We start from the raw sequence: 17,730 nt of genomic DNA on the forward strand, positions 1-17,730 counted from the left end.
GCGGCGGAAGCGGCAGGGAACCGGCCGCTTGACGGGGCAAACGGGCGTTGACGAATTGACTTTTACGGCGGGTTGCTCTTATAAGCCGCCCACGTCCGGCTTTCCGAAGGCGCGCGAGCGCGTTCCCACGCCGTCACGTTTCCAGCAACGCTCTTGCCATGATCGGTCTATCGATCGGGCAAATCCAAGAAGGGCCGCACACCGCGGTATTAAAAAATGAAGCGTACCTATCAACCGTCCAAGCTTGTCCGCAAGCGTCGTCACGGTTTCCGCGCCCGCATGGCAACCAATGGCGGCCAGAAGGTTCTGGCTGCTCGCCGCGCACGCGGCCGCAAGCGTCTGTCGGCGTAAGGCCGGCGTGCCCCGAGGACATCGCGGGCGATGACGTCTGAAGACGAACACGACAAGACTGTCGGGCGGCTGAAAAGCCGGCCGCAGTTTCTTGCAGTCCGGGAAGGCGAAAAACGCCGCGGCCCCTACTTCCTCGTGGAAGTGCTCGACCGCAAACAACCCGGCACCGAACCGCGCGTCGGTTTCACCGTGACCAAAAAGCAGGGAAATGCCGTCGAACGGAACCGGATGAAGCGGCGCCTGCGCGAAGCGGTGAGGCAATACGCCCGGTTTGCAATGAAAGATGGTCATGACTATGTCATTGTCGCCCGGCGCGAGATGCTGAACGCACAGTTTGCCGAACTCACGGCGGCGCTTTCCGAACGGCTGGGAAGCAGACCGAAACACAAGCGGTCCGAGGAGACCCGTTCCAGGAAAGCATGATGGAAAAGAACCGCAATTACTTCATCGCGATCGCGCTGTCGGTGCTGATCGTCCTGGCCTGGCAATTCCTCTACATGAATCCGCGGCTGGAGGCGCAGCGCAGCCTTGAAGAGGCACAGCGCGCCCAGGCGGAGCAGGCATTGCAGACGACACCTGCCCCGGCAACGCCCGGCGCACAGCCGTCCGGCACATTGCCCGGCCTCACCCAGCCGCAGGCGGCAGAGACCCGCGACCAGGCGCTCGCCAAGTCGCAGCGCGTCGCCATCGACACGCCGGCCCTCAGTGGCTCCATCAACCTCACCGGCGCCCGTTTCGACGACCTGCACCTGCGCGGCTACCACGAGACGGTGGACGACAGCAGCCCGACCATCACGCTGCTTTCGCCGGCCGATACCCCGGACGGCTACTTCACCGAGATCGGCTATATCGGCAGCCCCGAATCCGGCGCCGTTCCCGGCCCCGGCACGGTCTGGACGCTGGCTGGTGGCGACCGTCTGACACAGCAGACGCCCGTCACGCTGAGCTACACCAACGACAAGGGCATCGTCTTCAACCGCACGATCGCCGTCGACGAACATTACATGCTGACGGTCACCGACAAGATCGACAATCCGGGCACCGCTCCGGTGAGCGTATCGAGCTACGGCCGCGTGACCCGCTACAACAAGCCGGCGCATGCGTCCGTCTACGTCATTCACGAAGGCTTCATCGGCGTGCTTGGCTCGGAAGCCGGCGTCAGCGAGCACAGCTACAGCAGCATCGAGAAGGAAGCCGTCACCAGTCCGAAGGCGACCGGCGGCTGGCTCGGCATCACCGACAAGTACTGGGCAACGACGCTGGTGCCGCCGCAGTCGCTTGGCTACGAGGCGCGCTTCACGCACTTCACCGACGGTCAGCCGCGCTATCAGGCCGACTACAAGAGCGACGCGATCACCATCGCGCCCGGGCAGTCGACCGAGACCAAGAACCTGATCTTCGCCGGTGCCAAGGAAGTTCCGCTCGTCGACAGCTACGAGCAGAGCTACTCGATCCCGCGCTTCGACCTGCTGATCGACTGGGGATGGTTCTATTTCATCACCAAGCCGATGTTCAAACTGATGGACTTCTTCTTCCGCTACTTCGGCAATTTCGGCGTCGCCATTCTGTGCACGACGATTGTCGTGAAGGCGCTGTTCTTCCCGCTGGCCAGCAAGCAGTACGCTTCGATGGCGGCGATGAAGCGCGTGCAGCCGAAGATGGAAGAGCTGAAGGCCAAGCACGGCGACGACCGCATGGCCCTGCAGCAGTCGATGATGCAGCTCTACAAGGAAGAGAAGATCAACCCGATCGCCGGCTGCTGGCCGGTTCTCCTGCAGATCCCGATCTTCTTTTCGCTCTACAAGGTCATCTACGTCACCATCGAAATGCGCCATGCGCCGTTCTTCGGCTGGATCCAGGACCTTTCGGCTCCCGACCCGACGTCGCTGTTCAACCTGTTCGGCCTGTTGCCCTACGACGTGCCGCATGCGCTGATGATCGGCATCTGGCCGATCATCATGGGCATCACGATGTTCCTGCAGATGCGCATGAACCCGACGCCACCGGATCCGACCCAGGCGATGATCTTCACCTGGATGCCGCTGGTGTTCACCTTCATGCTGGCCTCGTTCCCGGCCGGTCTGGTAATCTACTGGGCGTGGAACAACACGCTGTCGATCACCCAGCAGGCGCTGATCATGAAGCGCCACGGGGCCAAGATCGAGCTGTTCGGGAACCTCAAGAACCTGTTCAAGCGAAAACCGGCGGCCAGCAAATAGCCACCGCAAGAACCCCGGCTTCGGCCGGGGTTTTTCGTTGCCGGGCATGGATGATCACGCCTCTCCGCCCTCCAACGCCTTCCGGCTACGCTTGACATCGAACGTCAAAACCCGGAAGCCGTTTCCGACTGGTTCAAATTTGCGACAAGGCATCATGGCAGCAGAACAGACAAACGAGGAAAGGCCACTCTTTGGTCGCCCCTGGATCTTCATCCGCGGCGTGCCGTCAATGGAGTTCCTGCCGCCGGAAGGCCCGCTGGAAGTGGCGTTCGCCGGCCGCTCGAATGTCGGCAAGTCGTCGCTGATCAACGCGCTCGTCGGCCACAAGGGGCTTGCCCGGACGTCCAATACACCCGGCCGCACCCAAGAGCTCAACTACTTCGTGCCCGAGGGCTATTCCGGACAGGCTGACGACCTGCCGCCGATGGCACTCGTCGACATGCCGGGCTACGGCTATGCGCAGGCGCCGAAGGAGAACGTCGACGCGTGGACGCGACTGGTGTTCGACTATCTGCGCGGTCGCTCGACCCTGAAGCGCGTCTATGTGCTGATCGACAGCCGCCATGGCCTGAAGAAGAACGACGACGAGGTGCTGAACCTTCTCGACAAGGCCGCCGTCTCCTACCAGGTCGTGCTGACCAAGACAGACAAGATCAAGCCGCCGGCCGTGACGCGGCTGACCGCGGAGACGCTCGAAAAGATCCGCAAGCGCCCGGCGGCCTATCCGTTCGTCATCGCCACCTCCTCTGAGAAGGGCGAGGGCCTCGACGAATTGCGCCAGGCGATCGGCGAAACGATCGGAAGGCCGGTCTGACGGCGTAGCCGACCGTAAAAGAACGGTTGGCAACGGCGGGACAGCATTTGCCGCCAGACCGGTGGAGCATGGCCGCTGCGTCGAGCGCGGCGGCCTTCTTCCGAACTACATCTTCGGCAGCATCACCGCATCGATGACGTGGATCACGCCGTTGGACTGCTTGACGTCGGCGATGGTCACGGACGCGACGTCGCCCATCTCGTCGGTCAGGGTGATGGTGCCGCCGGCTTCCTTGGCCTTGAGGACGCAACCGCCGACGGTCGTCACGTCATGCTCGCCGCCGTCATCCTTGATCATCTTGGCGATCATCGTCGACATGGCATCCGCCGCGACCACGTGGCAGGTAAGCACCTTGGTGAGCTGCGCCTTGTTTTCCGGCTTCAGCAGCGTGTCGCCAGTGCCCTGAGGCAGCTTGGCGAAGGCAGCATTGGTCGGTGCGAAAACGGTAAACGGCCCTTTGCCGCTCAGCGTCTCGACCAGCCCCGCAGCCTTGACGGCGGCGACAAGCGTCGTGTGATCCTTCGAGTTGACGGCGTTCTCGACGATGTTCTTGTCGGCATACATCGCGGCGCCGCCGACCTGCGGATTGGCGGCCTGCGTGGCAAGCGCGCTGGCAGACAGAATGGCGATGAGGGCCGTGGTGCGGAGAGTGGTTTTGAACATGGACATATCCTCTTCCTCTTATCGATGAACGGCCGGGCGAGGCCCGGTCCCGTCGTTCCTGATGATCGGGAACAGGAGAGGAGACGGAAGGCCGATGACGAGAGTTTCAGCGGGGCGAAATTTTATTCGGCCTCGTTCTCGCGTCGGATCATGGCCTGCGGAGCGGCCCGGCGGCCAGCACCGGACCGGTGGCGACGCCCGTCGGCGAGCCGCCCAATGGTTCGAGGCTGACGGCAAGCGTCACGCCGTCGCCGAGGACCGGCCGCAGGCGGTCGGGTACGATCACTTCGCCATCGCCGGTCTGCGGCAGGACACCGAGAGAGACAGCCGGATCGCTGCCGCGGATCATCCAAAGCTCCAGCGAGTGCGGGTCTGCCGCGGCATTGGCGACCGGGGTCAGCTTCAGTCGTCCGTCGCCGGCGGTATAGTGTGCGACAAGGCTCAAGGCCGCATCGTTCTCAGCCTGCATCTGCGCCAGCAGTGGCGAACTGCCGCCGCGGGTCACGCCCGGGCGCTCGGCAAACAGCACCGTACCGACGAGCAGGAAGATCGACATCAGCGCAAGGCCGCGCCAAAGCGCGACGGAACCCCAGAGGCCTGCCAAAACCCTCCCGCCGCTCATGGCGCGAGACCTGTCACCCGGCACGCCGAACAGCCGCTTCTCGATCGAAGGCAGGATGTAGTTCGGCGGCGCTACGGTTTCATATTCCTCGTCGAGTTCCGCAAGGTTCTGCTCCCAACGGGCGACGATGGCGGCAAACGGGCGGTCGCTGCGGATCCGCGCCTCGACCTTCGCCCGTGCCTCGTTGGACAGGACGCCAAGAACGTATTCGCCGGCAAGGACTTCGTCCCGGGCACGGTCACCTTCGCTCTGGTCGGGTCTCGTCATCGATCCATGCACTCTCTCAGCTTGAGCAGGCTCCGGCGCAGCCAGGTCCGCATCGTGTTCAGCGGCACTTGATGGCGTTCCGCCAGTTCCTGATAGCTCAGACCTTCGACATACGCGCTTCGAACAGCGCCTGCCCGGTCAGAATCCAACTCTTGCATGCACCTGTCAATGCGTCTTCCCTCGCCGCGCAACAGGCAGGCCTCTTCCGGATCCGGCGCCAGATCCACCACGTCGAGCCCGTCGTCGCCGATCGGGTCGGCTGGCGGGCGACGGGCACGCAGGACGTCGATCGCATGGTTGCGGGCAATCGCGCAAAGCCACGCCATGCCCGTGCCCTGCGACCCGGCGAAGCGCTCGGCCTTGGCCCAAATCTTCACGTAGATTTCCTGCAATGCCTCTTCGGCCTCGCCACGATCCTTGAGGATACGCAGGGCGACGCCGAAAAGTTTCGGCGAACTGCGGGCATAGAGCGCGGCAAAGGCGGCGCGGTCCCTGAGGGCGATGCGCGCAACGAGTTCTGAAAGCTCATCCTGATGCGTCACCATGTCATCCTCCGCCCGTCGATGCCCAGGGGGCAGACGTGACAGTGTTACGGGCAATTGTTGCCGGCGGATTGTTTCCTCATTGAAAAACATGGGGTACAAGTCCGCACCGCAGGTTCCAGAGGTGTATCCATGTCCCTTTCCGAGAGCGAAATGCAGGCGCAATTGCTGACGCAGGCCCTGCCCTTCATGCAGCGTTACGAGAACAAGACGATCGTGGTGAAGTATGGCGGGCATGCCATGGGCGATTCGACACTGGGCAAGGCTTTTGCCGCCGACATCGCGCTTCTGAAACAGTCGGGGGTCAATCCGATCGTCGTGCACGGCGGCGGGCCGCAGATCGGCGCGATGCTCACCAAGATGGGGATCGAATCGAAGTTCGAGGGCGGCCTGCGCGTCACCGACGCCAAGACTGTAGAAATCGTCGAGATGGTGCTTGCGGGATCGATCAACAAGGAAATCGTCGCGCTCATCAACCAGACGGGCGAGTGGGCGATCGGGCTCTGCGGCAAGGACGGCAACATGGTGTTTGCCGAAAAGGCCAAGAAGACCGTCATCGACCCCGACAGCAACATCGAACGCGTGCTCGATCTCGGCTTCGTCGGCGAGGTGGTGGAAGTCGACCGGACGCTGCTCGACCTCTTGGCCAAGTCCGAAATGATCCCGGTCATCGCCCCGGTTGCGCCTGGCCGCGACGGTGCGACCTACAACATCAACGCCGACACCTTTGCCGGTGCGATCGCCGGCGCGCTGCGCGCCGACCGCCTGCTGTTCCTCACCGACGTGCCGGGCGTGCTGGACAAGGACAAGAACCTCATCAAGGAACTGTCGGTTGCCCAGGCGCAGGCGCTGATCAAGGACGGCACGATTTCGGGCGGGATGATCCCCAAGGTCGAGACCTGCATCGAGGCCATCCGCGCCGGCGTCCAGGGCGTCGTGATCCTGAACGGCAAGACCTCGCATGCCGTGCTGCTCGAAATCTTCACCGAAGGCGGTGCGGGAACCCTGCTGGTTCCCTGATCAGGACCAGAACAGCAATGCCAGGATGCCTGTGACGATCAGCAGGCATCCGAGCAGTTCCAGCCGGTTGATCTTCTCCTTGAACAGGAACACCGACGAGATGAAGGTGAACACCAGCTCTATCTGGCCGAGCGCGCGGACATAGGCGACCTGCTGCAGCGTCATCGCGGTAAACCAGCCGGCTGACCCGATGACGCCTGCCAGCCCGACCAGCGCCGAGGAACGCCAGGCCCGTGCCACGCGACCGATCTCCGAGGCGTCGGAGATCAGCATCCACACCAGCATGAACACCGTCTGGAAGGCTGTGACGCAGGCAAGCGTGAAGCCGGCCTGCATCACGACGTTCGGGCCGTCGAGCGAGAGTGACGCTGTGCGATAGGCAACCGCGGAAATGCCGAAAACGGCGCCCGACGCGATGCCGATCAGCGCCGTCCGGCTGACCAGCGCGCGGAACAGGCCGGCAAATGTCAGCGGCGAACGGGCAACCGAAATCACCATCACGCCGAGAACGCCGACAATGATCGCCGCGATCGCGCCGGCGGTGAGCGTTTCGCCGAGAATGATCAGCCCGAACAGCGCCGCCTGCACCGGCTCGGTCTTCGAATAGGCGGTGCCGACGGTAAAATTGCGCAGCGAGAACAGGTAGACCAGCATGATCGTCGCATAGATCTGCGCCAGTCCGCCGACGACCGCCCAGACCGCAAAGGTGAGCCCCGGCACCGGCAGGCGGTATCCGCCGATCAGGTGAAGGGCGATGACGTAGCAGACCGCCACCGGAAACCCAAAGCCGAAGCGGACGAAGCTGGCCCCGCGCGTGCCGAGACGACCCTGCAGATGCTTCTGCAGCGCCGACCGCAGGTTCTGCAGAAAGGCGGCAGCAATGGTGATCGGGATCCACAGTTCCATCCTGCCGCGCTAGCATGCCGGTTGACCGCCGCCAAGCCGCCGCCCGCCTCCTGCGGTTCCGATCGACACGAAGCGGGCGCTTTCCTTCCGTGCCGACACAGGGCATAAAACCCGGATGCCACAGCTGAACAACATGCCCGACGCCAAAGATTTTGCCGATATTCGTGACTGGGTCTTCGATCTAGACAACACGCTCTATCCGCATCACATCAACCTGTTCTCGCAGATCGACCGCAACATGACCGCCTTCGTGGCCGAGTTGCTGCAGATGGAGCCGGCGGAAGCGCGCCTGCTGCAGAAGCGCTACTACCATGAACACGGCACCACGCTGCGCGGGCTGATGGTTCACCACGAGGTGGATCCAAACGCCTTTCTCGAACAGGCACATGCGATCGATTACTCGACGCTCCTGCCGCATCCGGAACTGGGCGATGCGATCAAGGCCCTGCCTGGCCGCAAGTTCATCTTCACCAACGGCACCGTGGCGCATGCACAGGCCGCCGCCCGGGCGCTCGGCATCCTCGACCACTTCGACGACATCTTCGACATCGTGGCTGCGGAATATGTGCCGAAGCCGGCCGGTGCGACCTACGACAAGTTTGCCAGCCTCAACCGCGTCGATACCCGCAATGCCGTGATGTTCGAGGACCTGCCCCGCAATCTGGAGGTGCCGCGGGCGCTTGGGATGAAGACGGTGCTGCTGGTGCCGCGCAACCTCGGCGACTTCGTGATTGAGCGTTGGGAACAGGCGGAAGACGCCGATCCCAACGTCGATTACATGACCGACGATTTGACGTCGTTTCTGCGATCCGCCATCGGCAGCTGAGGCAACCTTACCAAAATTTCATCGAGATTACCGATGTTTAAGTGGTGAAGGCGGCCGTGCATCCCTACCTTTTGTGGAGAACAACAGGAAAAGGAAGCACCCCATGACAATCAAGAAATTCGCTCTGGCAGCCCTCGGCGCGACATTCCTCGTCGGTGCCGCCGCACCCGCCAGTTTTGCCGCTCCAGGTGGACGTCCCGATCATGGCCCAGGCCGTGGCCCGGAGCGCGCCATGATGCAGGACATGATGTTCATCCGGCTTCTGAAGAATGCCGACACGAACAAGGATGCCAAGATTTCCAAGGATGAAGTCACGGCGTGGTCCGACCAGATGTTCCTGGCCGCCGACTCAGACAAGGACGGATCGCTGACCCCCGGCGAACTGCGCAAGTACCGCGAGGCGCGCATGGAAGAGTGGCGCGAAAAGCGTCGTGCCGACCGCGCTGACGCTGCCGACAATGACGACGAACCGGAAATGGCCGAAGGTGACGCTCCGCCGGCACCTGCGGGTGACGATGGTCCCGACGCCAAGCCCGGCCGCCACGCGGCCAATGGCGAACGTGGTCCCGGCCGCCATCATCGCGACGGTCCCCGCCACGGGATGCGCGAAGGCATGGGCCCGCGCGGCATGATGGGTGGCTATGCGATGATGCGGATGGTCGATACCGACGAAAACGGCCAGATCAGCAAGGCTGAAGCCACCGCCGCGGTCGACAAGCTGTTTGTCCGCATGGACCGCGACAAGGATGGCTCCATCACCGTCGACGACCTGCCGAACCGCCCGATCTGATCGTCAGATCATACTTGACGGAAGCCCGCTCCTGACGCCTCAGGGGCGGGCTTTTTCAATCTCATAGAAGTCGGCGACCACCTGCCATGCCTCTTCCGCCGTCTCGACGAAGCTGATCAGCTCCATGTCTTCCGGGGCAATCGTGCCGAAATCCGCCAGGGCTTCAAAATTGACGATGCTGCGCCAGAATTTTTCGGCAAACAGGATCAGCGGGATCCGCTCCATGCGACGTGTCTGGATGAGGGTCAGCGCCTCGAACAGTTCGTCGAGCGTGCCGAAGCCACCGGGGAAGACCGCGATCGCCCGTGCGCGCATCAGGAAATGCATCTTGCGGATGGCGAAATAGTGGAAGTTGAAGCTCAGTTCCGGCGTAACATACGGGTTCGGCGCCTGCTCATGCGGCAGCAGGATGTTAAGACCGATGGTCGGCGCACCGGCTTCCGCCGCGCCGCGATTGCCCGCTTCCATGACGCCCGGTCCGCCGCCGGTGACCACAACGAAATCATGGTGATCGAGCGTCGCGGAATGCTTGGCGCAGAGACCTGCAAACTTGCGCGCCTCCTCGTAGTAGACGGATGCCTCCTGCAGGTTCTTGCGCTGCACGTCGTTGCGTGCCGCCCAGGGCTCCGTGCCGGGTTCCGGAATGCGGGCGCCGCCGAACAGCACCACGGTGGACTTGATGCCCATCTCGGCGAGGATCATCTCCGTCTTCAAGAGCTCCAGCTGCAGCCGGACCGGACGCAATTCGTCACGGCAGAGGAAATCTTCGTCGGTATAGGCCAGCCGGTAGGAGGGCGAGACCGACTGCGGCGTCTTCGGAATGGCGCGGGCCCGCAGCTTGTCAACGGAGCTATCCTTCAGCGGGTCGAAGACCCCGTCCTTGCGTCTCAGCTTGTCGTTGTGGGCTGACGCCATGATCGTTTCCTTCAGGGCTCGAATCACTTGCGCGCCAAACCGCATTGACGCTTGAGTGGCGGTCGCTTAGAGCAAAAGATACCATTTTGCCAGCCGGCAGAGGGCTTCCCCTCATCACGATCCCACGACCTCCAAGGAATTCCCATGACCAGCCCCGAAGCCAAGGATTTCTCCGCCCTCGAAGTAACAATCGAAAAGGCCTTCGACGAGCGTGACAGCGTCAACACGGCGACCAGGGGCGAAGTTCGCGACGGCGTGGAAGAGGCACTGAACCTGCTCGACAGCGGCACGCTGCGGGTTGCCTCGCGCGGCGCGGACGGCAACTGGACGGTTCATCAGTGGCTGAAGAAGGCGGTGCTCCTGTCGTTCCGGCTGAACGACATGGAGGTCGTCAAGGGCGGTCCCGGCGCCTCCACGTGGTGGGACAAGGTGCCGTCGAAGTTTGAAGGCTGGGGAGAGACGGAATTCCGCTCCGCCGGCTTCCGCGCCGTCCCGAACGCCGTCGTGCGCCGCTCGGCCTACGTCGCCAAGAACGTCGTGCTGATGCCGTCGTTCGTCAACCTCGGTGCCTATGTCGATGAAGGCACGATGGTCGATACGTGGGCGACCGTCGGCTCGTGCGCGCAGATCGGCAAGCATGTGCACCTGTCCGGCGGCGTCGGCATCGGCGGCGTTCTCGAACCGATGCAGGCCGGACCGACGATCATCGAGGACAACTGCTTCATCGGCGCTCGCTCGGAAGTCGTCGAAGGCTGCATCATTCGCGAAGGCTCTGTGCTCGGCATGGGCGTCTATATCGGCAAATCGACGAAGATCGTCGATCGCGCCACGGGCGAAGTGACCTATGGCGAAGTCCCGCCCTATTCCGTCGTTGTCGCGGGTTCCATGCCGTCGGCCAATGCCGTGATGGGCAACGGCCAGCCGGCGCCGCATCTCTACTGCGCCGTCATCGTAAAGCGGGTCGACGAAAAAACCCGTTCGAAGACCGGCATCAACGAACTGCTGCGCGACTGACCCTTTCCTGACCCCTCGAGGCTTCGATGTCTGCCACCGATCCCGTCGTCAATCTGCAGACGCTCATCCGCTGCCCCTCGGTCACCCCGGCCGAAGGCGGGGCGCTGTCGGCTCTTGAGACCATGCTGTCGCCGCTCGGCTTCTCGGTCGACCGCGTCGTCGCGACGGAGGCCGGCACGCCCGATGTCGAAAACCTTTATGCCCGGCTCGGGAGCACCGGCCCGCACCTGATGTTCGCCGGCCACACGGACGTGGTGCCGGTGGGCGACGAAGCCAGCTGGTCGCATCCGCCGTTCGCCGCGGAGATCGCCGACGGAATGCTGTTCGGCCGCGGCGCGGTCGACATGAAGGGCGGCATCGCCTGCTTCATCGCAGCCGTCGCCCGCCACGTCGAAAAGCATGGCCCGCCTGCCGGATCCGTATCGCTGCTGATCACTGGTGACGAGGAAGGCCCGGCGATCAACGGCACCGTGAAGCTCCTGGAGTGGGCGAAAGACAAGGGCGAACGCTGGGATGCGGCGGTTGTCGGCGAGCCGACCAATCCGCAGACGCTCGGCGACATGATCAAGATCGGCCGCCGCGGGTCGATCTCCGGCTTCGTCACGGTGCGCGGCATCCAGGGCCATGCAGCCTATCCGCACCTAGCCGACAATCCGTTGCGCGCCGCTTCGATGATGGCACTGGCGCTGATGGACCCGCCGCTCGACGCGGGGACCGAGAATTTCCAGCCGACCAATCTGGAAGTCACCACGATCGACACCGGCAATACGGCGACGAATGTCATCCCAGCCAAGGCGAGCTTCGCCTTCAATGTCCGCTTCAACGACAGCTGGACGGCGGAAAGCCTGCAGGCCGAGCTGATCCGCCGGCTGGACACGGCTGCCGCCGATCAGCGACTGCGGCCCGGCCGCGAGGCGATCGGCTACGAGATCACCTGGTCGGAACGCCCGAGCCACGTGTTCCTGACGCGCGACGATGCGCTCGTGTCTTCGCTGTCGGCGGCTGTCGAAACGGTGACCGGTCGGCAGCCGGGGCTTTCCACCACCGGCGGCACCTCCGACGCGCGGTTCATCAAGGACTACTGCCCGGTCGTCGAGTTCGGCCTGGTGGGGCAGACGATGCACATGGTGGACGAACGCGTCTCCGTCGCGGATCTCGAGACGCTCACCCGGATCTACGCGCTGTTTCTCGAGCGATGGTTTGCGAATGCCGTCGCTTAGCGATCTGGTGCAGCACCAGCTTGCCGGTCTCTGGCTGCTGGTGAGGGGCGACGCGCGCGGGCTTTCCAACTTCGACATATCCGACGAGGGCGTGGTGCGGTCCTTCCTCGCCTTCGTGATTTGCCTGCCGGCAATCATCGTCCATGCGGTCCTGCGCCGCATCGAATTCCTGCAGGTGTCGCCAGACCTTGGCCGCTCGACGATTACCTTCCTGTTCCAGGCGATGGCATTGCAGACGGCGGGCTGGGTGTTGTCGCTCGGCTGCCTGATGCTGTTCGGCCTGCTGCTCGGCCTGCGGCCGCTGCTGAGGCCGCTGGTGGTGCTGATGAACTGGGCGGCGGTGCCGGCACTCTATCTTGCCTATGGTATTGTCTATCCGATCGCGATGTTGCCGGACGATTCGATCGTCTTCAGCCTGCTCAAAGCCGCTCTGCTGGTGGGCGCATCCGTCGGCGCGATCGTCATCGCCTGGCTCGCCCTGCGGACGGTCGTTGGCGGATCTCTCGTGCGACGCAGCGCTCTGATGGTTCTCGTGGCGCTGCCGGCGACCTACATTGTGTCGATGCTTGAAACGTCGATGGGACTGCGCCTGCCCCATGGTTGAACCTGACATCCTGCTCCGAGGTCGCTGCCTTGCCCCCCATTTCTGAAGTCAGACTGTACATCTCCGGCCTGTGGCTGCTGGTGAGGGGCAATCCTGCAGGCTTCCGCTGTCTCGACATCAGCGATCGCGGCATGATGCGTTCCTTTTGGGCGATCGTCTGGTCGCTGCCAGCGATTGCTTCCTCGTGGATCTGGTGGCGGCTTGCCTACCTGCAGGGGCTGCCGGAGGGGCAATCGCTGGGCGGTATCTTTTTCCTGCGCATGGGCATGCTGGAAGCTGCCAACTGGCTGCTGCCGCTGGTGTTGGCCGGCGTGCTGGCGCTGGTGATGGGGTTCGGCAGACATTTCCCGGCCATCGTCCTCATCACCAACTGGCTGTCGGTACCGTTCGCCTATATTTACGGCGTGCTGAGCCTGATGCTGATCGCCCTGCCGGGGCTGACGGCGATCATCGCGCTGTTGTGGCTGGCAGCGATCCTGTCGCTGATCATCGCCCTGACGCGGATCTTCAAGATGCTGCTCGGCGACCAGACATTGATGGTGGCAACGCTGACGATGGTGCTGATCGTGCCGTCACTCCTGGTGTCCGACGTCCTCGAGAAGTTCCTCGGCGTCTACCCCAACTGAGGCGTCATCGGCGGGATAGTCCACCTGCATGAAGTAGAGGCCGTCCGGCGGCGCCACCGGACCGCAGGCGGCACGGTCCCTCGCCTCGAGCGCCAGGCGAACGTCCAGTGGTGTCATCTTCCCCTCGCCGGCCATTTTCAGGGTGCCCGCGAATGAGCGGATCTGGTTGTGCAGGAAACTCTGCGCCGATGCGCGGATCTCGATCAGCTCGCCGCTGCGCGTCACATCCAGCCGATCAAGCGTCCGCATCGGGCTTTTCGCCTGGCAGTGCGCGGAGCGGAACGTCGTGAAATCGTGGTGGCCAACGAGCATCTGAGCGGCGGCATGCATGGCTTCGTGGTCGAGGTCCTTCGACACCCACCATGCCCGCTTCGCTTCGATGGCAAGCGGCGCAGGGCGTGAAATGATGCGGTAGAGGTAGTGGCGACGAAGAGCGGAGAAGCGAGCATCGAAGCTGTCCGGGGCGGATTCCGCCTCGACGATCGAGACCTTTTCGCCGGCCATCCTCAGGTGGGCATTCAGCGCGTTGCGCAGCTTGTAGGGCACCCAGAACCGGGACAGGTCGGCATGTACCACCTGGCCGAGTGCGTGGACGCCGGAATCGGTACGCCCGGCGCCGCGAACGACGACGGCTTCCTGCGTCAGCTTCAGGATCGCCGCTTCGATCGCCGCCTGTACCGAATGCCCGTTGTCCTGGCGCTGCCAGCCGACGTAGGGGGTGCCGTCATATTCGACGGTCAGCTTGAAGCGCGGCATCAGCCGATCCTCGATCCACGGGCAAGCGGCGTGCCGCGCAGGAAGTCGGTGGCCTCGAGCGGCTTGCCGCCGGCCTTCTGCAGGCGCGTCAGGCGAACCGCCCCATTGGCGCAGGCGACCGTCAGTTGGTCGTCGAGCACCGTGCCCGGCTCGCCGTTGCCGTCGGCCAGCCCGCTGCGCAGCACCTTGATGCGCTCCGGCCGGCCATTGATCTCCGCTTCGAACCAAGCACCCGGGAAAGGCGACAGGCCGCGGATGTGGTTGTGGACCTTGGCAGCGGGCCGGGAGAAATCGATGCGCGTCTCGCTTTTGTCGATCTTGGCCGCATAGAGCACGCCCTCCTCCGGCTGCGGTGTGAGCGGCAGGTCACCCGCCTCCAGCCGGTTCATCGCCTCCGCCATCGTCCGCGCGCCGATCAGCATCAGCCGGTCGTGCAGCTCGCCTGCCGTCATCTCCGGCTCAATCTTGACTTCGCTCGTCAGGGCGATGGGGCCGGTATCCAAGCCTTTTTCCATCTGCATCACCATCATGCCGGTCTTTTCATCGCCAGCCATGATGGCGCGCTGGATAGGTGCCGCGCCTCGCCAGCGCGGCAGCAGAGAAGCGTGACCGTTGTAGCAGCCGAGACGTGTCGCCTCGAGTACCTCGACGGGCAGCAGCAGACCATAGGCGACGACGACCGCCACATCGGCGTTGATTGCCTTGAAGAAAGTGCGCTCCTCCGGATCCTTGAAATTGACCGGCGTGTGCACCGTAAGCCCGAGCAGTTCCGCCGCCTGATGAACGGGGGATTTCTGCAGGTCAAGCCCGCGCCGGCCACCCGGGCGCGGCGGCTGGGTGTAGACCGCGGCGATTTCGTGGCCGGCGTCGACCAGCGACCGCAGGGTCGGCACGGAAAAATCCGGCGTGCCCATGAAGATGATGCGTAGAGCCATTGGATCCGGGTCCTGTTCGTCAGGCGCCTTCAAACGGGTTCACGAGCCGAAGATCAAGCCCCCAGAAGTCTTTTGTGTTGCGCGTTGCAAGTGTCGCGCCATGGGTGAAGCAGATCGCTGCGATCATGGCGTCCTTTGTTTCGATCTGGCGACCTGCAAGATGACGGCGGGCTGCGATGATTCCGTAAAGGTGAGCAGCACCCGTTGAGAATGGCAGGATACGCTCGCTGAATTCCTCCTCTAGAACGGCGTATGTCTCTATCAGCTTAGCCTTACGCACTCCCTCAGGCAGAAGGGCAAACCCGAAGTGCGTCTCCGCAACGGTGATGATCGTTAAATAGACAGTCGATACGGGCAAGCCATCGAGCCATCGCAGCAAGTGATCGCTGTAGGTGCGGCCCTTCAATTCCGAATAGACGTTGGTATCGAGAACGATCATTCATCGAAACGCGGGGGCTTGCGGTCGTTGGAGTGGCGCAGAGCCTCGATTGCCGCAAGTTCTTCGTCCGTCCAGCTCGCATCGCTTGCGACGAGGGGCCGCAGACGCTGCCCTGCGGACTCCAGTTTCCTATCAGCGATCCCCTGCAGCTCGCGATGAAGAATTTCCGTCACCTCGTCCGAGACGCTGCGGCCCGACCGCTCGGCACGTTCCGCAAGGCTTTGACGGATGGCATCGGGGATATTGCGGATCAGCAGGTCACCCATCGGCAGTCCTCCTTGATATCGGCAGATATCATAGGCGGCGATGGGGACGGCTTCAAGCCGCGCTGATCAGACGGCCTTCGCCTTGGCCGCCTTGGTGAAGCGCTTGATCACCATGTCGCGCTTCAGGCGCGAGATGTGGTCGATGAACAGCACGCCGTTCAGGTGGTCGATCTCATGCTGTAGGCAGGTCGCCAGAAGGCCGTCGGCTTCCAGCACATGGTCCTTGCCGTCGCGGCCGACATGCTTGACGGTGACGGCCGCCGGTCGCTCAACCTCCGCGTAATACTCGGGAATCGAGAGACAGCCTTCATCGTAGACCGAACCCTCGTCCGACACCTTGAGGATCTCCGGATTGATGATCACCAGCGGCGTCTTCTCCTCGCCCTCGCGCGAGATATCGATGACCAGCATCCGGCGCGGCACGCCGATCTGGATCGCAGCTAGACCGATGCCCGGCGCCTCGTACATGGTTTCGAGCATGTCGTCGGCGAGCTTCAGGGTGTCTGCGTCAACGCGCTCGATGGGCTGCGAAACCTGACGCAGAACGGGATCGGGAAGGATGATGAGAGGCTTGATGGTCATGGATTTTCCCATAACCCATCTTCGTCAGAAATGAAAAGGTCGTCGCTCAGAGAATCGACCGACTATTGGGATTTGTTCCTGTTTTGATCTTTCCCCGACGCCCGGACTCGGCTAGCGTCCGCGGATGCAGAACCCGTCACTCGCATTATTCGACCGAATTGCTTTTGCCTTGCAAGGTACGGGCGGCCTGATCCTGCTTGCCGGCCTTGCCATAGGCCTCATCATTGCCTTCGCCGCCAGACGGTCTTCGAGGCGCGAGCGGGCGGAAGCGGATGCGCGGCTGGCGGAGCTGCTCAGGGCGCAGATCGAGATGCAGGGGCGGGTCTCGGCCATGGCAGATGCCATGAGCTCTCGCCAGGCGGAACTCAACCGGGCCGTCAACCAGCGGCTGGACGGCATGACCCACCGGCTCGGTTCGACGATCACCGAGCAGACCAAGTCCACCCACGACAACCTGCGCAAGTTGCAGGAACGGCTGGCGGTGATCGATGCGGCGCAGAGCAACATCCAGACGCTGGCAAAGGATGTCGTCGGCCTCCAGGCGATCCTCTCCAACAAACAGACCCGCGGAGCGTTCGGCCAGGGGCGTATGGAGACGATCGTCGCCGACGGCCTGCCGATGGGCGCCTACACGTTCCAGGCGACGCTGTCGAACGGCCTCAGGCCCGACTGCACGATCAGCATGCCGAACGGCGCTCCGCCGCTGGTCATCGATGCGAAATTTCCCTTGGAGGCCTGGCATGCGTTTCGCGACGCGACGCAACCGGATGTCCGAAAGGCCGCCGGCCAGCAGTTTCGCCGCGATCTGGAGACCCATATCAAGGACATCTCGGAGAAGTACCTGATCGTCGGCGAGACGCAAGACACCGCCTTTCTGTTCGTACCGTCGGAGTCGATCTTTGCCGAAATCCATGAGCACTTCGAGGGCGTGGTGCAAAAGGCGCAGCGATCGCGCATCGTCATCGTCTCGCCGTCCCTGCTGATGCTGTCGATCCAGGTGCTGCAGGCGCTGTTGAAGGACCAGCGGATGCGCGAGCAGGCGCATCGGATCCAGGGCGAAGTGGCGCTGCTGATGGACGATCTCGTGCGGCTGGACGAACGGACCCGAAAGCTGCAGGCGCATTTCCAGTCGGCACAACGCGATGTCGAGCAGATCGTCACCTCCTCCGACAAGCTGACGCGGCGCGGCGCACGCATCGGGGCGCTGGATCTCGAACCGCCGCCCCTCTCGTCCGCGGCTCAGGAGCCGGAACCGGAGCGCAGCGTCGAGAGCCGGACGGGAATGCTGAAGCTGCGGGTGGTTGACGAGGATTGACCGCGTCGGGCAGTGTCCGGGCAGACCGACACGCCAGG

Annotated in this window: 22 protein-coding genes; 12 read left to right on the plus strand and 10 right to left on the minus strand. The window is 63.4% G+C overall.

Annotation, left to right across the window (positions count from 1 at the left end):
* Nucleotides 1–216 precede the first annotated feature (216 nt).
* From rpmH to yihA, 4 genes are all read left to right on the plus strand, one after another.
* Nucleotides 217–351 carry a 50S ribosomal protein L34 gene (rpmH, locus tag AAIH46_RS11960; RefSeq protein ID WP_109458303.1) on the plus strand — a complete coding sequence of 45 codons (135 nt, stop codon included), beginning with the start codon at nt 217–219 and terminating at the stop codon, nt 349–351.
* Between the two features lie 30 nt (nt 352–381).
* Nucleotides 382–774 (plus strand): ribonuclease P protein component, encoded by a 393-nt coding sequence (gene rnpA, locus AAIH46_RS11965; RefSeq protein WP_430306078.1) that lies wholly within the window; start codon nt 382–384, stop codon nt 772–774.
* Nucleotides 774–2,570, plus strand: a complete 1,797-nt coding sequence (yidC, locus tag AAIH46_RS11970; RefSeq protein ID WP_430306079.1) for a membrane protein insertase YidC — start codon at nt 774–776, stop codon at nt 2,568–2,570. Before rnpA ends, yidC begins: the two co-directional genes overlap by 1 nt.
* Nucleotides 2,571–2,724: 154 nt before the next feature.
* Nucleotides 2,725–3,384 carry a ribosome biogenesis GTP-binding protein YihA/YsxC gene (gene yihA, locus AAIH46_RS11975; RefSeq protein WP_430306080.1) on the plus strand — a complete coding sequence of 220 codons (660 nt, stop codon included), beginning with the start codon at nt 2,725–2,727 and terminating at the stop codon, nt 3,382–3,384.
* 105 nt (nt 3,385–3,489) lie between these two features.
* On the opposite strand, the gene AAIH46_RS11980 is transcribed toward yihA, so the two are convergent.
* The 3 genes from AAIH46_RS11980 to AAIH46_RS11990 all read right to left on the minus strand — a co-directional run bounded on the left by AAIH46_RS11980 (nt 3,490) and on the right by AAIH46_RS11990 (nt 5,481).
* A complete protein-coding gene (locus AAIH46_RS11980; RefSeq protein ID WP_430306081.1) occupies nt 3,490–4,047 on the minus strand; it encodes a fasciclin domain-containing protein in 558 nt (185 codons plus the stop codon).
* A 148-nt stretch (nt 4,048–4,195) separates the two neighbouring features.
* Nucleotides 4,196–4,936, minus strand: coding sequence for an anti-sigma factor (locus AAIH46_RS11985; RefSeq protein WP_430306082.1), 741 nt, complete (start codon nt 4,934–4,936; stop codon nt 4,196–4,198).
* On the minus strand, nt 4,933–5,481 hold the full coding sequence (locus AAIH46_RS11990) for a sigma-70 family RNA polymerase sigma factor (protein ID WP_430306083.1): 549 nt from the start codon (nt 5,479–5,481) through the stop codon (nt 4,933–4,935). Before AAIH46_RS11990 ends, AAIH46_RS11985 begins: the two co-directional genes overlap by 4 nt.
* A 129-nt stretch (nt 5,482–5,610) precedes the next feature.
* On the opposite strand from AAIH46_RS11990, the gene argB reads away from it, so the two are divergent.
* Nucleotides 5,611–6,498: an acetylglutamate kinase gene (argB, locus tag AAIH46_RS11995; protein ID WP_430306084.1), complete on the plus strand. Its 888-nt coding sequence runs from the start codon at nt 5,611–5,613 to the stop codon at nt 6,496–6,498.
* Here the strand turns inward: argB and AAIH46_RS12000 are convergent, their stop codons facing one another.
* Nucleotides 6,499–7,404 carry an EamA family transporter gene (locus AAIH46_RS12000; RefSeq protein WP_430306085.1) on the minus strand — a complete coding sequence of 302 codons (906 nt, stop codon included), beginning with the start codon at nt 7,402–7,404 and terminating at the stop codon, nt 6,499–6,501.
* A 115-nt stretch (nt 7,405–7,519) separates the two neighbouring features.
* Here AAIH46_RS12000 and AAIH46_RS12005 point away from each other — a divergent pair, with 115 nt between their 5' ends.
* Both AAIH46_RS12005 and AAIH46_RS12010 read left to right on the plus strand, forming a co-directional pair.
* A complete protein-coding gene (locus tag AAIH46_RS12005; RefSeq protein WP_430306086.1) occupies nt 7,520–8,230 on the plus strand; it encodes a pyrimidine 5'-nucleotidase in 711 nt (236 codons plus the stop codon).
* 103 nt (nt 8,231–8,333) lie between these two features.
* Nucleotides 8,334–9,020: a hypothetical protein gene (locus AAIH46_RS12010; RefSeq protein ID WP_430306087.1), complete on the plus strand. Its 687-nt coding sequence runs from the start codon at nt 8,334–8,336 to the stop codon at nt 9,018–9,020.
* Between the two features lie 39 nt (nt 9,021–9,059).
* Here AAIH46_RS12010 and AAIH46_RS12015 read toward each other — a convergent pair whose 3' ends face one another.
* A complete protein-coding gene (locus AAIH46_RS12015) occupies nt 9,060–9,935 on the minus strand; it encodes an LOG family protein (RefSeq protein WP_430306088.1) in 876 nt (291 codons plus the stop codon).
* Nucleotides 9,936–10,079: 144 nt separating this feature from the next.
* Between AAIH46_RS12015 and dapD the strand changes: the two genes are divergently transcribed.
* Genes dapD through AAIH46_RS12035 form a run of 4 tightly spaced genes read left to right on the plus strand, consistent with a single transcriptional unit; the run spans nt 10,080 to nt 13,399 of the window.
* On the plus strand, nt 10,080–10,949 hold the full coding sequence (gene dapD, locus AAIH46_RS12020) for a 2,3,4,5-tetrahydropyridine-2,6-dicarboxylate N-succinyltransferase (RefSeq protein ID WP_430306089.1): 870 nt from the start codon (nt 10,080–10,082) through the stop codon (nt 10,947–10,949).
* Between the two features lie 26 nt (nt 10,950–10,975).
* Nucleotides 10,976–12,169, plus strand: coding sequence for a succinyl-diaminopimelate desuccinylase (gene dapE / locus AAIH46_RS12025; protein ID WP_430306090.1), 1,194 nt, complete (start codon nt 10,976–10,978; stop codon nt 12,167–12,169).
* Nucleotides 12,156–12,773: a hypothetical protein gene (locus tag AAIH46_RS12030; protein WP_430306091.1), complete on the plus strand. Its 618-nt coding sequence runs from the start codon at nt 12,156–12,158 to the stop codon at nt 12,771–12,773. The genes dapE and AAIH46_RS12030 overlap by 14 nt, the downstream gene beginning before the upstream one ends.
* A 29-nt stretch (nt 12,774–12,802) precedes the next feature.
* On the plus strand, nt 12,803–13,399 hold the full coding sequence (locus AAIH46_RS12035; protein ID WP_430306092.1) for a hypothetical protein: 597 nt from the start codon (nt 12,803–12,805) through the stop codon (nt 13,397–13,399).
* Here the strand turns inward: AAIH46_RS12035 and truA are convergent.
* The 5 genes from truA to def form a co-directional block, all read right to left on the minus strand.
* The gene (gene truA / locus AAIH46_RS12040; RefSeq protein ID WP_430306093.1) at nt 13,346–14,155 is read right to left on the minus strand and encodes a tRNA pseudouridine(38-40) synthase TruA; all 810 of its coding nucleotides are present in this window, start codon (nt 14,153–14,155) and stop codon (nt 13,346–13,348) included. The two genes, AAIH46_RS12035 and truA, sit on opposite strands and share 54 nt — an antisense overlap.
* Nucleotides 14,155–15,090 carry a methionyl-tRNA formyltransferase gene (fmt, locus tag AAIH46_RS12045; protein ID WP_430306095.1) on the minus strand — a complete coding sequence of 312 codons (936 nt, stop codon included), beginning with the start codon at nt 15,088–15,090 and terminating at the stop codon, nt 14,155–14,157. Before fmt ends, truA begins: the two co-directional genes overlap by 1 nt.
* 19 nt (nt 15,091–15,109) lie before the next feature.
* Nucleotides 15,110–15,529, minus strand: a complete 420-nt coding sequence (locus AAIH46_RS12050) for a type II toxin-antitoxin system VapC family toxin (RefSeq protein WP_430306096.1) — start codon at nt 15,527–15,529, stop codon at nt 15,110–15,112.
* Nucleotides 15,526–15,795, minus strand: a complete 270-nt coding sequence (locus AAIH46_RS12055; protein WP_430306097.1) for a FitA-like ribbon-helix-helix domain-containing protein — start codon at nt 15,793–15,795, stop codon at nt 15,526–15,528. The genes AAIH46_RS12050 and AAIH46_RS12055 overlap by 4 nt, the downstream gene beginning before the upstream one ends.
* Nucleotides 15,796–15,861: 66 nt before the next feature.
* The gene (def, locus tag AAIH46_RS12060) at nt 15,862–16,377 is read right to left on the minus strand and encodes a peptide deformylase (protein ID WP_430306098.1); all 516 of its coding nucleotides are present in this window, start codon (nt 16,375–16,377) and stop codon (nt 15,862–15,864) included.
* A 124-nt stretch (nt 16,378–16,501) separates the two neighbouring features.
* Here def and AAIH46_RS12065 point away from each other — a divergent pair, with 124 nt between their 5' ends.
* Entirely contained in the window at nt 16,502–17,692 is a 1,191-nt protein-coding gene (locus tag AAIH46_RS12065; protein ID WP_430306099.1) for a DNA recombination protein RmuC, read from the plus strand.
* The last annotated feature ends 38 nt before the right edge of the window (nt 17,693–17,730 follow it).

The sequence above is a fragment of the Rhizobium sp. 0TCS1.26 genome (assembly GCF_050455525.1).
GTDB lineage: Bacteria > Pseudomonadota > Alphaproteobacteria > Rhizobiales > Rhizobiaceae > Neorhizobium.